The sequence below is a fragment of the Streptomyces violaceoruber genome, assembly GCF_033406955.1.
GTDB lineage: Bacteria > Actinomycetota > Actinomycetes > Streptomycetales > Streptomycetaceae > Streptomyces > Streptomyces violaceoruber.
Genome location: NZ_CP137734.1, coordinates 6471628 through 6486792, shown reverse-complemented (window position 1 = coordinate 6486792; position 15165 = coordinate 6471628). Strand labels below are relative to the sequence as shown.

The 15165-nt window shown below is 72.5% G+C and carries 14 protein-coding genes; 1 reads left to right on the top strand and 13 read right to left on the bottom strand.

The genetic code is table 11. The features are described from left to right. Nucleotides 1–48 precede the first annotated feature (48 nt). The 12 genes from R2E43_RS28980 to R2E43_RS28925 form a co-directional block, all read right to left on the bottom strand. The gene (locus R2E43_RS28980; protein WP_011028028.1) at nucleotides 49–1383 is read right to left on the bottom strand and encodes a pectate lyase family protein; all 1335 of its coding nucleotides are present in this window, start codon (nucleotides 1381–1383) and stop codon (nucleotides 49–51) included. A 64-nt stretch (nucleotides 1384–1447) separates the two neighbouring features. Then, nucleotides 1448–2251 (bottom strand): rhamnogalacturonan acetylesterase, encoded by an 804-nt coding sequence (locus R2E43_RS28975; RefSeq protein ID WP_011028029.1) that lies wholly within the window; start codon nucleotides 2249–2251, stop codon nucleotides 1448–1450. 132 nt (nucleotides 2252–2383) lie between these two features. Beyond that, nucleotides 2384–3754: an ABC transporter substrate-binding protein gene (locus R2E43_RS28970; protein ID WP_016325939.1), complete on the bottom strand. Its 1371-nt coding sequence runs from the start codon at nucleotides 3752–3754 to the stop codon at nucleotides 2384–2386. 63 nt (nucleotides 3755–3817) lie between these two features. Continuing rightward, nucleotides 3818–5362 (bottom strand): glycoside hydrolase family 43 protein, encoded by a 1545-nt coding sequence (locus tag R2E43_RS28965; protein WP_030868633.1) that lies wholly within the window; start codon nucleotides 5360–5362, stop codon nucleotides 3818–3820. Next, nucleotides 5359–6204, bottom strand: coding sequence for a DUF6807 domain-containing protein (locus tag R2E43_RS28960; protein WP_003976936.1), 846 nt, complete (start codon nucleotides 6202–6204; stop codon nucleotides 5359–5361). The genes R2E43_RS28965 and R2E43_RS28960 overlap by 4 nt, the downstream gene beginning before the upstream one ends. Next, on the bottom strand, nucleotides 6201–7358 hold the full coding sequence (locus tag R2E43_RS28955) for a Gfo/Idh/MocA family protein (RefSeq protein WP_326653676.1): 1158 nt from the start codon (nucleotides 7356–7358) through the stop codon (nucleotides 6201–6203). Before R2E43_RS28955 ends, R2E43_RS28960 begins: the two co-directional genes overlap by 4 nt. Next, a complete protein-coding gene (locus R2E43_RS28950; protein ID WP_003976934.1) occupies nucleotides 7355–8251 on the bottom strand; it encodes a carbohydrate ABC transporter permease in 897 nt (298 codons plus the stop codon). The genes R2E43_RS28955 and R2E43_RS28950 overlap by 4 nt, the downstream gene beginning before the upstream one ends. Then, nucleotides 8248–9183 carry a carbohydrate ABC transporter permease gene (locus R2E43_RS28945; RefSeq protein ID WP_003976933.1) on the bottom strand — a complete coding sequence of 312 codons (936 nt, stop codon included), beginning with the start codon at nucleotides 9181–9183 and terminating at the stop codon, nucleotides 8248–8250. Before R2E43_RS28945 ends, R2E43_RS28950 begins: the two co-directional genes overlap by 4 nt. A gap of 120 nt (nucleotides 9184–9303) precedes the next feature. Beyond that, on the bottom strand, nucleotides 9304–11034 hold the full coding sequence (gene araD, locus R2E43_RS28940) for an L-arabinonate dehydratase (protein WP_003976932.1): 1731 nt from the start codon (nucleotides 11032–11034) through the stop codon (nucleotides 9304–9306). Then, a complete protein-coding gene (locus R2E43_RS28935; protein ID WP_003976931.1) occupies nucleotides 11031–11939 on the bottom strand; it encodes a dihydrodipicolinate synthase family protein in 909 nt (302 codons plus the stop codon). Before R2E43_RS28935 ends, araD begins: the two co-directional genes overlap by 4 nt. Then, entirely contained in the window at nucleotides 11936–12604 is a 669-nt protein-coding gene (locus R2E43_RS28930) for a GntR family transcriptional regulator (protein ID WP_011028033.1), read from the bottom strand. The genes R2E43_RS28935 and R2E43_RS28930 overlap by 4 nt, the downstream gene beginning before the upstream one ends. A 168-nt stretch (nucleotides 12605–12772) precedes the next feature. Continuing rightward, nucleotides 12773–13372 (bottom strand): TIGR03086 family metal-binding protein, encoded by a 600-nt coding sequence (locus tag R2E43_RS28925; RefSeq protein WP_332056703.1) that lies wholly within the window; start codon nucleotides 13370–13372, stop codon nucleotides 12773–12775. Between the two features lie 141 nt (nucleotides 13373–13513). Between R2E43_RS28925 and R2E43_RS28920 the strand changes: the two genes are divergently transcribed. After that, nucleotides 13514–14761: an MFS transporter gene (locus R2E43_RS28920; protein ID WP_193486094.1), complete on the top strand. Its 1248-nt coding sequence runs from the start codon at nucleotides 13514–13516 to the stop codon at nucleotides 14759–14761. Here R2E43_RS28920 and R2E43_RS28915 read toward each other — a convergent pair. Continuing rightward, the gene (locus R2E43_RS28915) at nucleotides 14750–15142 is read right to left on the bottom strand and encodes a VOC family protein (RefSeq protein WP_121710503.1); all 393 of its coding nucleotides are present in this window, start codon (nucleotides 15140–15142) and stop codon (nucleotides 14750–14752) included. The genes R2E43_RS28920 and R2E43_RS28915 overlap by 12 nt on opposite strands. Between the last annotated feature and the right edge of the window lie 23 nt (nucleotides 15143–15165).

The window sequence follows — 15165 nt, the reverse complement described above, 5'->3', positions numbered from 1 at the left end:
GTGGGCCGGGGCGGTGCGGGCGCCCCGGCCCGGTTCGGGGGACGGGTGTCAGCGCAGCCGGCCGGCGCCCGCTCCGTGGTCGACGACGAAGGGGACCGCCCGGGCCGGGAGGACCTTGGTACGCAGCGAGGGCGTCCAGCCCGCGCCGGAGCGGAGGACCGCGTCCGGGTTCTCGGCGTTGTGGGCGGCGATCAGGTCGACGGTGCGGCCGTTGACGCGGTTGTGGGCGGCGCTGAGCGGCGAGTCGTTCCAGCGCTTGAGCACCTTCGCGGGGCTGACGCCGGCCGGCAGGGTGAAGGCGTTGTGCTCGGCGACGAGGGCGGACTCCTTGCCAACGCCGAAGCTGTAGGCGTAGTCGTCCGAGGCCACGAAGTGGTTGTTGTAGACGTCGACCTGGCCGAAGCGGACGCGGGGCGCGCGCTCGACGAGGTTCTTGAACAGGTTGTGGTGGAAGGTCGCCCTGAGGTGGCCGCGGTCGACGGCGGCGGTGGACTCGCTGTCGCTGTTGCCGATCAGGATCGTCTTGTCGTGCTCGGTGAAGACGTTCCAGGAGGCGGTGACGTAGTCGGCGCCCTTGACGATGTCCAGCTGGCCGTCGTGCTGCTGGTAGAGCATGCCGAAGTAGGTGGGCGCCGCGCTGTCGGGGTGCTCGCCGTCGGTGAAGGTGTTGTGGTCCAGCCAGACGTGCGTCGACCCGTACACGACGGCGCTGTCGTACTCGGAGTTCCAGTTGCCCCGGTCCCCGTCCGTCGGGTCCCACTGCGGGAAGCAGTCGACGGGGCTCTCGAAGGTGAGGTTGCGGACGATGACGTTGTCGACGCCCTTGATCTGGAGGCTGGCTCCCTTGAGCGCGGCGCCCCGGCCGACGCCGATGATGGTGGTGTTGGAGGGCACGTTCGCCTTGATGGTCCGGTCCTGCCGTGCGGCGGAGACGCGGCGCAGGCCCTCGGGGCTGTCGTCGGGCTCGGCGCTCAGGTCGGTGTCCATGCCCCAGTTCTCCGGGGAGTACTTCTCCAGGTAGGCGTCGAAGTCGTAGCCGGGCGCGGCGAAGGCCTCGCAGCCCTCCGAGACGGCGTCGACGGTGCCCTTGACCTTGATGATCCTGGGCGCGGTGCCGTCGGCGGCGAGGGCGGCCCGGAACTCGGCCCAGGTGGAGACGGTGTACACGTGCTCCGCGTCGGCGGCGGACCCGCCGGTGGTGCCGGGGCCCTGCGAGGCCCAGCCGTCGCCCGCGGGCAGCGTCTGGCGGGCGGTGTCCCGGGGGTGGTGGTGCCCGGGGCGGGCCTCGGCCGTGGCGGCGGTCAGGCTCAGCACGAGGGCGGTGCAGCCGACGAGTGCGGCGGCTCTCTTCGTGGCATGCCCATGCCATCTCTGCGTGCTCATGGTGCGGCTCTCCCTTGTTCTCGGGGTGGTCTGTGAGGTGTTGCGCGCCGGCCGGCCGACGGTGCTACGCGGTGGCCGGCGCGGGCCAGCTGATCCAGGACCCGGGGATCTCCTCCTCCAGCCGGCGCACGTCCCGGTGCGCCAGTACGCGCCCGCGCAGCAGCTCCCGGGCGACGAGCCGGGCGACCGCGATCGCGCCCGGCGGGTTGAAGTGGGTGTTGTCCTGCTCGGTGGCGGTCCAGTTGAAGTACGCCTTGGTCCCCTCGGCGCCGAGCCGCTGCCACAGCGCGAGCGACAGCACCTGCACGTCGAGCAGCGCCACGCCCTCCTGCCGCGCGAGCGCCCGCATCGCCGCCGGGTACTCCCCGTGGCTCGGGACGGCGTTCCCCTCCGCGTCGAACCGCCGTCGCTCGACGGGCGTGGCCAGCACCGGCCGCGCCCCGCGGGCCCGCGCACCGGCGACGTACCTCCGCAGGTAGTCCTGGTACGTCGTCCAGGGCTCGGTGTAGCGGGCGGGATCCTCGTCCTTCTCGTCGTTGTGCGCGAACTGGATCAGCAGGAAGTCACCGGGCCGGATCGCGCCGAGGACGGCGTCGAGCCGCCCCTCGTCGACGAAGCTCCTGGAACTCCGCCCGTTCACGGCGTGGTTGGCGACGCGAAGGCCGTTGCGGAGAAAGAAGGGCAGGGCCATGCCCCACCCGGTCTCGGGCGCGGCGTCGGAGTACTTCTGCGCGGCGGTGGAGTCCCCGGCGATGTAGAGGGTGCGGGGGTGGTGGCGTCCGCCGGCCTGGGCGGTCCCGGTGGTGGCGAACGCCAGGGGAATGGAGGAGACGGCGGCTGCGGCGACCTGTCTTCGGCTGAGTGACACGCGGGTCTGCCTTTCAGGAGGGAGGTGGACAGCTCCCCCAGGGGCGCGGGGAACTGCGCGATCAGCCACAGGCGGCCCGCAGCCCGCGGCGAACCACGGACCACCCATGGCGAAACCCGGAACCGGAACCGGCTAGCCCATCTGCTCCGTCCACTCGGCCTGCGCCTCGTTCAGCTTGTCGGCCAGCCCGTCCAGGAAGTCCTTCGCACTCATGTCGCCCAGCAGCACCTTCTGGAACCCCGGCTCACTCTCCGACTTGGACAGCGTGTTCCAGTCCGGCAGGTAGTAGGGCAGCTGAACAATGGTCGTGGACCCGTCGTTCAGCGCCTGCGCCGCCAGCTTCGTCGGCTCCGCCTTCTGGATCCACGCGTCGTTCGCGGCCTCGGTGCTGGACGGCACCTGCCCGGCCGACTCGTTGAACTTCGAGTTCTGCTCCTTCGAGGTGGCGAACTCGATGAACTTCCAGGCGGCCTCCTTGTTCTTCGAGCTCTTGAACATGCCGAGCCCGTCCACCGGGTTGGAGACCTGGACCCGCTTGCCGGAGGCCCCGACCGGCTGCGGGATGCCGCGGAACTTGTCGACGCCGAGCGCCTTCACGTGGTCCTGGTAGGAGCCCAGGTTGTGGTTGAGCATGCCGATGGTGCCGGTGTCCCACTGGGCGACCATCTTGGCGAAGTCGTTGTTGACGTCGGCGGCCGGTGTGACCTTCTTGTAGAGGGCGGCGTACTTCTCCAGCGCCTCGACGTTCTTCGGGTCGTTGACGGTGGTCTTCTTCTTGCCGGCGTCCCAGAACGAGGTGATGCCGGACTGCCCGTACATCGCGTCGAGCGCCTGGGCGATGGAGCCGGAGCCGCCGCGGATGGTGTAGCCGAACTCGTTCTTGCCCGCGTCGGTCAGCTTCTCGGCGGCGGCGTAGAACTTGTCCCACGTCGTCGGCGCGTCGAGACCGGCCTTCTCGAACAGGTCGGTGCGGTAGTAGAGGACGCCGTTGTTGGCGGAGGTCGGCATCGAGTACAGGGTGCCGTCGCCGCCGCCGGCGGCCTTCAGGGACTCGACCATGTCCTTGTTGACCTTGTCGCTCAGGGGCGACTTGCCGAGCCGGTCGTCCAGCGGCTCCAGGGCGCCCTGGGCGGAGAAGCCCGCGAGCATCGACGCCGTCACGCCGCCGACGTCCGGCAGGCCGCCGCCCTGGATGGCGGTGTCCACCTTGGACTGGTACTCGGTGGCGGCGATGCCGACGTACTCCACGTCGATGTCCGGGTTCGCCTTCTCGAAGTCGGCGATGATCGTCTTCCAGACGGCCGTACGGATACCGCCGTTGTTGTCCCAGAAGGTGATCTTCCCCTTGCCGCTGCCCTCGGCCCCCTTGTCGCCGCCCGCCCCGCTGCCGTCGTCACCGCAGGCGGTGGCGGTCAGCGCGAGCACGGCCCCCAGGGCGACGGCGGCGGACGTCCGGCGCCTGACTGTGCCTTTGTCTCTGCTGCTGAGCATGCTGATCCTCATGGTCGGCTCTCTTCTTCCGGATCTTCTGGATCGAACAAGGCGGTGGAACGACAACGTGGGGGTTCAGTGGGGCCCGACGCGGAACCGCGTGAAGGTGGCGGTGCCGGCGGGTCCCTGGCCGGCGGGCGCGAGGGCGAACAGGCCGAGCAGTGCGCCGACCCAGCGCCAGGGGGTGGCGGCGAACTCCCGGCCGACGGGGACGGGGCAGGGGCCGTCGCCCGGGTCGCCGTCGCCGAGGTCGTACGAGAAGCGGCAGCGCGCCCCCGGCACCGTCTCGATCCGCAGCCGGACCCGTCCCCCGGGTGCGGGGCGGGGCCGGTCGGCGTCCCGCTCGGTCTCGGCCACGGACTCCGCGAAGCGGTGCACCAGGTGCACCGTCCCGTCGGTGTCCCGCTGGAGCCCGATCCAGCGGTAGGCGTCGCCGAGCACCGCGAGCCCGGCCCGCGCTCCGGGTACCTCGCTGTCCAGACGCAGCTCGACCTCGATCACCGAGGGCTCGCCGGGGAAGCGCTGGGTCAGGACACTCGGCAGCAGGCGCAGGTCGTGCGCGTCGGCCGAGCGGACGCAGGCGAGGCGCAGCCCGTCCCCGGCGTGCTGGGTGGCCCAGCCGGCCCGGGGGTTGGCCGTCCACGACCACTGGCGGCCGAACCGTCCGCCGGGGAAGTCGTCGTCGGTGGCGGGCGCGGCGGGCGGCTGCGGGGGCAGCGCGGGACGCGGGTGCTCGGCGACCGGGGCGCCGTCGTCCCCGAGTGCCGGCCAGCCGTCCGGCGACCACCTCATCGGCTGGAGGTGGACCACCCTCCCGTACGCGCCGCGCTGCTGGAAGTGCAGGAACCAGTCCTCGCCGGACGCCGTGCGCACCCAGCCGCCCTGGTGGGGGCCGTTGACGTCGGTGTCCTTCTGTTCCAGGACGACCTTCTCCTCGTACGGCCCGAAGAACCCGCGGGAGCGGAAGGCGCCCTGCCAGCCGGTCTCCACCGAGCCGGCGGGGGCGAGGATCCAGTACCAGCCGTCGTACCGGTAGAGCTTGGGGCCCTCCAGGGTGAACCAGCCGGGGAGCCGGTCGGCGTCCACGATCACCTTGCCCTCGTCGAGGACTCCGGTGCCGTCGGGGCGCATGCGGTGGCCGGTGAGGCGGTTCTTGATCCCGGACCGGGAGCGTGCCCAGGCGTGCACGAGGAAGGCCTCGCCGGTCTCCTCCTCCCACAGCGGGCACGGGTCGATCAGGCCCTTGCCGGCCTTGACCAGGTGGGGCGCGGTCCACGGGCCCCGGACGTCCGGGGCGTTGACCTGGAAGACGCCCTGGTCCGGGTCGCCCCAGAAGATCCAGAAGCGGCCCGCGTGGTGGCGCAGGGACGGTGCCCAGACGCCGCAGTCGTGGCGGGGCCGGGCGAACTCCCGCTCGGGCTCCAGGCGCTCCAGGGCGTGCCCGACCAGGGTCCAGTGGACCAGGTCGCGGGAGTGCAGGAGCGGCAGGCCGGGGACGCGGCCGAAGCTGGAGGCGGTCAGGTAGAAGTCGTCGCCGACGCGGACGACGTCCGGGTCGGACCAGTCGGCGTTCAGGACGGGGTTGGTGTACGTCGTCCCCGCGCTCTCGACGGCGGTCACGGGCTCACCGCCTTGCGGACGAGGGCGGCGGCACCGTCGGCGTCGAGGCGGCCGTCGGCGACGACGGTGACGATCCGGCGGACCAGGGTGTCGCCCGGGGCGACGGTCACCCGGTCGTCGTGGGCCAGCGAGGACCCGACGCCCGGGTACTCCTCGGTGCGCACGAACCACGGGTCGCGCCGGGTGCGTTCGGTGGCGCCGGCGAACACCAGCGACCAGGTCTCCCCGGTCAGCGCGAGCCAGTCGGCGCCGCGGCCGTGCACCTCCCGTTCGCCCTCCCGGTCGGCGGTGAAGACGCCGGGCGGCGTGCTCTCCTTGCGGGCGCGCCAGAAGAAGCCGCCGTACGCGGCGCCGGGGCGCCCGTTGGTGGCGGGGCTGCCGAGGGTGAGCGGGTCCCGGGTGACGTTGGTGAGGGAGAAGGTGAAGTCCAGCGCCCAGGCGGTGCCCGTGAGTTCGGCGGCCGCGACCGTACGGCGCTCGCGCAGCAGTTCGGCGCCGGCGGCGACCCAGCGCAGCTCCTCGACGAATCCGTCGGGGTCGCGGAGCTGGAAGGCGGTGTGCCGCTGGGTGCCGTGGTTGTCCAGCTCGGTCGGCCCCCGGCCCCGGACGTAGGTGCGCCCGCCCCAGAAGTTGTGCCCCTCGACGTCGGGAACGGCGACACCGACGCCGAGGTGATGGAGGTGGTCGGCGGGGCTGAACTCGGTGACGGCCGTGCCGGCCAGGGTGGCGACGGGGTGCAGGTAGGGGCGCGGCGAGAGCCGGTGGGGCAGTTCGGGCCGGGTGACGTAGCGGGCGACGGGGCGGCCCGCCACGCGCAGCACCGGGGAGTCGTTGCCGGTCATCGGGTGCTCACCTCGTGTCGTGGGTGCTCGGTGCGCGGCGCCCAGGGCGCGCCCAGTTCGGAGTAGAGGGAGAGGGTGTCGGCGGCGGCGGCCACGAGGCCGTCGATGCCGGGGACCACGCGGCGCCGCTCGCCGGGCAGGCGCCGCCAGGCGGCCTCGGGCAGCGGCTCCGGGTCGGGGGCCCGGCGGATCGCCTCGACGACCCGCATGAAGGCGCCCGTCTCGTCCGGCGGCACCAGCAGCGGGGCGCCGGTGGTGAGGTGGTCGACCAGGTTCTCCAGCAGGTCGGTGCGGTCGTGGTGGAACTCCTCGGGGCCGTGGCCGCCGCGCTGGAGCAGGACGCGGTCCTGCTTGTACCAGAAGGTGACGCGGCCGCTGGAGCCGTGCACCAGGACGTACGGCTCGGCGGCCCGCTCGGCGCACAGGGTCGCGGCGACGGTGACGCGGTGCCCGCGCGCGGTGCCGATCCGCACGCAGGAGGTGTCGTCGGTCTCGATGTCGTTGGCGTGGCTCAGCTCGGTCTCGATGCCGGTGACGTCCTCGGCGCGGGCGGTGCCGCCGAGCGCGAGGGCGGTGGCGACGGCGTGCGCCAGCGGGTTGGTCAGCGCGCCGTCGATCACGTCGGCGCCGTTCAGCCGCCGCTTGCCCGACCAGGGCGCCCGGCGGAAGTAGTCCTCGTCGCGCACCCACGCCCCGGCCCCGCCGATGCCCACGACCTCGCCGATGGCGCCCCGGGCGACCAGCTCGCGGATGGCCGGCACGGCGTGCGAGCCCAGCGACTGGAACCCGACCTGGCAGGCGACGCCGGCCTCGGCGACCCCGTCGGCCATGCGCCGGAACTCGGCGTACGACGGTGCCGGGGGCTTCTCGAGGAGCAGGTGCACGCCTCGGCGGGCGGCGGTCAGCGCGAGGTCGGTGTGGGTGGGGATCGGCGTGCAGATCACGGCGACCCGGGCGCCGGTGGAGTCGAGCAGGGCGCCGAAGTCGGCGGACTGCTCGGGGAGTTCGCCCTCGGCCTCCTGTTCGGTCAGCGGGGTCAGCTCGCAGATGCCGGCCAGCCGGACCAGTCCCGCCCGCTCCAGGCGGCGGATGTTGGCGACGTGCCAGCGGCCGTGGCCGCGGGCGCCGGCGAGGACGACGGGAACCCGGCTCATCCCTTCACCGCCCCCGCGCTGAAGCCGGTGATCAGCCACTTCTGGATGAAGGCGAAGACGATCACGACGGGGACGGCCGCGACGATGCCGCCGGCGGCCAGCGCGCCGAGGTCGACGCTGTCCGCGCTCATCAGGGAGTTGAGGCCGACCGGGATGGTCTGCTTGCTCTGGTTGTTGAGGAACATCAGGGCGAACAGGAAGTGGTTCCAGGAGTGCACGAAGGCGAAGGAGCCCACCGCGATCAGTCCCGGCCGCAGCAGGGGCAGTACGACGATCCGGAAGGCCCGGAACCGGCCGCAGCCGTCGACCCAGGCGGCCTCCTCCAGGGAGTACGGCACGTTCTTGATGAAGTTGCTGATCAGGATGATCGACAGGGGCAGCTGGAAGACCGTCTCGGCGATGATGACGCTGCCCAGCGAGTTGATCATCTGGAGACCGGCGAAGATCTCGAACAGCGGCACCAGCAGCAGCGCGCCGGGCACGAACTGGGAGCAGAGCAGGGCGAGCATGAAGCCGCGCTTGATCCTGAAGTCGAACCGGGCGAGGGCGTAGCCGCCGGCCAGGGCGACGAGCGTGGTCATCACCAGGGTCGCGAGCCCGACGTACACGCTGTTGGTGAAGTAGGTGCCGAAGCCTCGGTCGGTCCACACCTTCTCGAAGTGCTCGGTGGTCATCGGCCAGGGCACGAGCGAGGTCGACCCGGTCGGACGCAGCGCGAAGAGCAGGATCCAGTAGAACGGGATCAGGGTGAAGACCAGGTAGATCCCGAGCGGCAGGTAGATCTGCCAGCGGGGCACCTCGTCCCAGGCCGGACGCTTCTTGCCGGGCCGCGCCGCCGCGGGGGCGACCGGCGTGGGGGCGGGGGCGGCCGCGGGGGCCTCTTTGGTGATCACTTGTTCTCGCCTCCGAACTTGCTCAGCCGCAGGTAGACGATCGAGCAGAAGAGCAGGATCACGAACGCGACCGTGGTGAGGGCCGACGCGTAGCCGAAGTCGTGGGCGTCGACGCTGGTGTTGGCGATGTACAGGGGCAACGTCGTGGTCTCGCCCGCGGGTCCGCCGCCGGTCAGGGTGTAGAGCAGGTCGACGTTGTTGAACTCCCACACCGCGCGCAGCAGGGTGGACAGGATGATGGCGTCCTTCAGGTGCGGCAGTGTGATGTGCCAGAACTGCTTGAGCCGGCTCGCCCCGTCGACCTCGGCGGCCTCGTACAGGTCCTTCGAGACGGACTGGAGGTCGGCGAGGATGAGGATGGCGAAGAAGGGCACGCCGCGCCAGAGGTCGGCGACCACCGCCGCGGAGAAGACCGTCGAGGTGTCGGAGAGCCAGCTGGTGCCGTACGAGCCGATGCCCATGTCGGCGAGGTAGCGGGTGACGCCGGTCTGGGAGTTGTAGAGCAGTACCCAGATCGCGGAGGTCAGGACGCCGGAGACGGCCCACGGGGAGAAGACCATGGCCCGCCCGACGCCCCGGCCCACGAAGGTCTGGTTGACGATGAGCGCCAGCGCCAGTCCGAAGAGCAGTTGCAGTCCGACCTCGACGAAGACCCACTTGGCGCTGAAGACGAGGGTGTCCCAGAACACCGGGTCCTCGGTGAAGATCTTGACGAAGTTGTCGAAGCCCGCGAAGCCGTTCCGCCACGGCTTGGTGGGGTTGTACTCCTGCAGGCTGTAGTAGAAGACGCTGATGACCGGGTAGGCGATGAAGCCCAGCATCAGCAGGGCGGCCGGTCCGATCAGCAGGTACGGGAGCCTGCGCGGCGTGGCCGAGGCACGGCGCCGCCGGGGTGGCGCGGGCGGTTTCGCCACGGCTGCGGCTTGGGCCATGACAGTTCTCCGTTCAGTTACGTCTACGTCGTGCGGGGGTCGTACAGGAAGCGCTTTCTCGACGGGCAGGGCTGTGCGGAGGCGGTTCGGGTCGTACGGGGTTCCGCCGGAGCAGGGGGTTCAGCCGGCGTACGGGTCCTGCACCTTGCCCGGGCGGGCCAGGAACTCGAAGTCGCAGCCGGTGTCGGCCTGGGTGATCTGTTCGTTGTAGAGCGCGCCGTAACCGCGCTCGTAGCGGGCGGGCGGCGGTGTCCAGGCGGCCCGGCGGCGCTCCAGCTCCTCGTCGTCCACGCCCAGGTGCAGGGTGCGGGCCCCGACGTCGAGGGTGATCGGGTCGCCGGTGCGCACCAGGGCGAGCGGTCCGCCGACGTACGACTCGGGGGCCACGTGCAGCACGCACGCGCCGTAGCTGGTGCCGCTCATCCGGGCGTCGGAGATCCGGACCATGTCCCGCACGCCCTGCTTGAGCAGGTGGTCGGGGATGGGCAGCATGCCGTACTCGGGCATGCCCGGCCCTCCCTTGGGACCGGCGTTGCGGAGCACCAGCACGCTGTCGGCGGTGATACCCAGCTCCGGGTCGTTGATGGTGCGCTGCATGGTCTTGTAGTCGTCGAAGACGACGGCGGGTCCGGTGTGCTTGAGCAGGTGCGGCTCGGCGGCGATGTGCTTGATGACGGCGCCGTCCGGGCAGAGGTTGCCGCGCAGTACGGCGACCCCGCCCTCGTTCGCGACCGGGTTGTCGCGGGGCCTGATGACGTCGTCGTGGTGGACGAGGGCGCCGTCCAGCTGCTCGCGCAGGGTGTCGTGCGCGACCGTGGGCCGGTCCAGGTGGAGCAGGTCGGTGATGCGGGAGAGGAAGCCGGGCAGGCCGCCGGCGAAGTGGAAGTCCTCCATCAGGTGGGTCTGTCCGCCGGGGCGGACGTTGGCCAGCACCGGGACGGTGCGGGCGATGCGGTCGAAGTCGTCGAGCGTGAGGGTGACGCCCGCGCGGCCCGCCATGGCGATCAGGTGGATCACGGCGTTGGTGGAGCCGCCGAGCCCGAGCACGGTGGTGACGGCGTCCTCGAAGGCGTCGGCGGTGAGGATGTCGCTCAGCCTCCGGTCCCGGTGGACCAGTTCGACGACGCGCAGTCCGGCCGCGGCGGCCATCCGGTCGTGCCCGGAGTCGACGGCCGGGATGCTGGAGGCCCCGGGGACCGTGACGCCGAGGGCCTCGGCGGCGGCGGTCAGGGTGGAGGCGGTGCCCATCGTCATGCAGTGGCCGGGCGAGCGGGCCAGGCCGCTCTCCAGTTCCTGCATCTCGCAGTCGCCGATGAGGCCGGCCCGCTTGTCGTCCCAGTACTTCCACATGTCGGTGCCGGAGCCGAGGGTCTCGCCGCGCCAGTGCCCGGGGAGCATGGGCCCGGCGGGGACGAACACCGCGGGCAGGTCCACCGTGGCGGCGCCCATGAGCAGGGCGGGCGTGGACTTGTCGCAGCCGCCCATCAGCACGGCGCCGTCGACCGGGTAGGAGCGCAGCAGCTCCTCGGTCTCCATGGCGAGGAGGTTGCGGTAGAGCATCGGGGTCGGCTTCTGGAAGGTCTCGCTGAGCGTCGAGACCGGGAACTCCAGCGGGAAGCCGCCCGCCTGCCACACGCCCCGCTTGACCGCCTGGGCGCGGTCGCGCAGGTGGACGTGGCAGGGGTTGATGTCGGACCAGGTGTTGAGGATGGCGATGACGGGCTTGCCGAGGTGTTCCTCGGGCAGGTAGCCGAGCTGGCGGGTGCGGGCGCGGTGGCTGAAGGAGCGCAGGCCGTCCGTGCCGTACCACTGGTGGCTGCGCAGCTCTTCCGGGGACTTCCTGGGGGTCATATGGACCACCCCGCGGCGATGGCGGCGACCTCGGCGCGTTCGCTCTCGGGCAGCGGCTTGCTCGGCGGGCGGACCTCCCGGCGGCACAGGCCCAGCGAGGCGAGGGCCTCCTTGACCACGGTGACGTTGTTGGCGGAGCCGTTGGCGGCGCGCAGTTCCTCGAAGCGGCGGATCTGCTCCCAGACCTTCATGGCGGCCGGGTAGTCGCCGGACCGAAGCGCTTCGATCATGTTCAGGGAGACGGCCGGGGCGACGTTCACCAGGCCCGAGGTGAAGCCGGTGGCGCCCGCGGAGAAGTACGAGGGGGCGTAGGGCTCGGCGAGCCCCGCGACCCAGACGAACCGGTCGAGGCCGGCGTCGCGGGCGAACGCGGCGAACTTGGAGGCGTCCGGGACGGCGTACTTCACGCCGATCACGTTGGGGCAGGCGTCGGCGAGGTCGGCGAGTCGGGCGCCGGTGAGCTGGGCGTTGCGGATGTAGGGGACGACGCCCAGTTCGGGCACGGCCTCGGCGATGGCGCGGTGGTAGTCGACCCAGCCGCCCTGGGAGACGTAGGGGTGGACGGGCTGGTGCACCATCACCATGGAGGCGCCCAGGTCGCGGGCGTGCCGGGCGGAGGCGACCGCGGTCGGCACGTCGTGGCCGACGCCGACCAGGATGTCCGCGCGCTCGCCGGTCTCCTCGATCGTCAGCTCGGTGACGAGGCGGCGCTCGGCCGGGTCCAGGGCGTAGAACTCGCCGGTGTTGCCGTTGGGGGTGAGGGTCGTGATGCCACCGTCGAGGAGACGACGCAGCAGGGCCCGGTAGGTGGCGGGGTCGACGGTGCCGTCCTCGGCGAACGGGGTCACCGGGATCGCCACCACGTCGGCCAGGGCCGCCCGCTGGGTCTCGAACGTCGCTGTCATGCCTGACCGTCCTCTTCCTGGGCCGCGTTCCCCGCTTCGGGGAAGGCCCGCTCGACGAACGACGCGATGTGCGCGTGCAGGGCGCGGGCCGCGCCGTCCGCGTCACCGGCGAGGGCGAGGCGCAGGATCTCCTGGTGCTCGCCGGCCTCCCGCTCCCAGGAGGGGTCGGCGGCCCAGGCGACCGCGGAGACGAGGGCCGCCTGGTCGCGGACCTCGTCGAGCATCCGGCCGAGCAGCGGGTTGCCGCACGGCACGTACAGGGCGCGGTGGAACTCGCGGTTGGCCAGCGACCGTTCGGCCGTGTCCGTGGCCCGGTCGGCCCGGTTCAGGGCCTCGCGGGCGGCGTCCAGGGAGGCCTCCCGGCGCACGGCGCGCCTCAGTGCCTCGGGCTCCAGGAGGAGCCGGACGTCGTAGACCTCGCGCGCCATGTCCGCGTCCACCATGCGCACGGTGACGCCCTTGTACTGGCTCATCACGACCAGTCCGGTACCGGCCAGCGTCTTGAGCGCCTCGCGCACCGGTGTCTTGGACACCCCGAACTGTGCGGCGAGGTCGGTCTCGACCAGGGCCTGGCCGGGCGTCAGCCGGCCGGTGAGGATGCGGCGTTTGATCTCCTCCAGCACGTACTGCGTGCGGGAGGGGATCGGCGTGGGCACAGAGGTCATGCGCGCCTCTCGGAATCTCGCGTCGGATGCGCGGACAGATCTCGGACATCAGATCTCGCGTATCGCGTCTCATATATGACGTACGGAGTACGACGCGTTGAAGGTAAGAGGGGCGCGCGGCCACGTCAATGCTTCTGACAAAGGAAGTCGTGCCGGGTGCCGGCTTCGTCAGACGGTGCGGGTCCAGTCCGGGTCACGCCCGCTCAGCCCCACCGCGCGCTCCAGCAGCGGCGCGTCCGCGGGGACGGCGACGACCGGCCCGAACATGCCCTGGTCCCGCTCGGACTCCTCGGCGGCGGCGGCGAGCAGGCCGTGCGCCGCCCGCAGCGCGGCCGCGTCGGGGGCGTACTCCTGGCCGGTCGCGCGGGCCAGGTCCCAGCCGTGGATGACCAGTTCGTCGGCGACGACGGCACCGGCGACCTCGCCGGGCAGGTCGATGCCGCCGGCCCGGGTCCTGCCGGTCCACGCCTCGGGGTCGCGCCACGCCTCGGCGAGTTCGCCGAGTGCGGCGGCGAGCTCCTCGCGCCAGCCGGGCCCGACGTCCGGCACGGACGCCTCGGGGCTGGTGTCCGTGGTGGGCCCGAGATCCTTGCGCGCGGCGTCACGGAAGGCGACGGCGAGACCGGTCAGGTGGCCGAGCAGGTTGCGCACCGCCAGACCGGGGCAGGGCGTCGGGTCCGCGAGCCGGTCCTCGCGCACGCCGTCGGCGAGGCGGGTGAGGACCCGCGTCTGCGGTCCCAGGTCGAGGGTGGTGGTCTCGGCGGTCATCGGCTGCTCCTCGGGATGTGCGTGGCCGGTTCTCTCGGAAGGTTGACCGGTCGCACCCGCGAAACTCATCGGCCGCCGCGGCGAGTACTGGGGCACCTGCCCGATGCCCGCACCCGGGCCTTAGGCCCAGGGTGACCGGGTATGACGACGGAAAGAACCAAGCATTCCGCGGGCCGGGGCGGACACCGGCCCCTCGTCCGCGTCCTGCGCGACCGCGACGCGGCCCTCTGTCTCGGCGGGGTGGTGGTGTCCGGCTTCGGCACCTCGGCGCTGTGGCTGGCGGCCGGCGTGTGGGTGAAGGACCTCACCGGCTCGGACGGGCTCGCAGCCCTGTGCATGCTCGCGATGTGGGCGCCGACGCTCGTGGGTCCGGCGCTGGGCACTCTGGCGGACCGCGTCCGCCGCAGGCCGCTGCTGATCGCCACCGGCCTGCTGATGTCCTGCCTGCTGCTCACGCTCTTCGCCGTGGACTCGCGGGAGGAACTGTGGCTGGTCTACGCGGTGCTCCTCGTGTACGGCGCGTCGGGCGTCGTCCACGACGCGGCCGAGTCGGCGCTGATGGCCGCCGCCGTCGGCCCCGGGCTGCTCGGCGACTTCAACGGCCTGCGTCTGACCGCCAACGAGGGCATGAAGCTGGTGGCGCCGCTGGCCGGGGCGGGGCTGTACGCGGCGTACGGCGGACCGGGGGTGGCGCTGCTGGACGCGGCCACGTTCGTGCTGGCCGCCGCCGTCTATGCCGCCCTGCGGGTCCGCGAGGCGCCCCCGGGCCGCCCCGCGGGGAACTGGCGGCAGCACACGGCCGAGGGCGCCCGGTATCTGTGGGGACACCCCGGCCTGCGCCCGCTCGTCCTCGCGGGCGGCGTCACGATGCTGTGCGCGGGCGTCAACGGCGCCACGGCGTACGCCGTCGTCGACGCCCTCGGTCACTCCCCCGCGTACGCCGGCGCGCTGTACGCCGTCCAGGGCGCCGGGTCGGTGGTGGCGGGCCTGCTCGCCGGATGGGCCGTCCGGCGCCTGGGCGGACGGCGCTTCGCCGCCGCGGGGATCGCCCTGTTCGCGGTGGCCGTGGCGGTGCGTGCGGCACCGTACGACGCGGTCGCCCTCGCCACCAGTGCGGCCATCGGCGCGGGGCTGCCCGCGGTGCTGATCGCCGCCCTGACCGCCGTCCAGCACGAGACGCCGGGGCCGCTCCTTGGCCGGGTCGCGGCGACGGCCAACTCCCTGGTCTTCGCCCCGAACGTGCTCGGTCTGGCTGCGGGGGCGGCCCTGGTGGAGCCGGCCGGTCTGTGGCCGCTGCTGCCGGTCGTGGCGGCGGTGCTGCTGGGCACGGCGGCCGTGCTGGCGGCCACGCGGCGGCCTGCCGGCCGGCGGACGCCGTCAGCCGCGTAGGGCCAGCCACTCCTGGAGTTCGACGAGGTTGCCCGCCGGATCCACGAGGTGGGCGACCCGCATGCGGTCCGTCATGGGAGCGGGGCCGTGGACGAGCTCGGCTCCCCGCGCGGTGATCTCCTCGCAGTAGCGGTCCAGGTCGTCGACCCGCAGGACGACGAGGGCCCGGTGGCCGGCCGGTTCGTCGGCGAGTCCGCCCAGTACCCGGGCCATCTGCGCGCGGTCCTGGAGCGCGATGCCCGCGGCCCCGCCGTCGGGAGTGAACTTCGCGTACGGGCCGTCCTCCGACTCGAACTGCGGCTTCAGCCCCAGGACGTCCCGGTAGTAGCGGTAGCAGCCGGGGAAGTCCGTCACCAGCAGGCGGACCTGGGCGAGTTCCACGGGCATCCCCTTCCGGAGCGCGA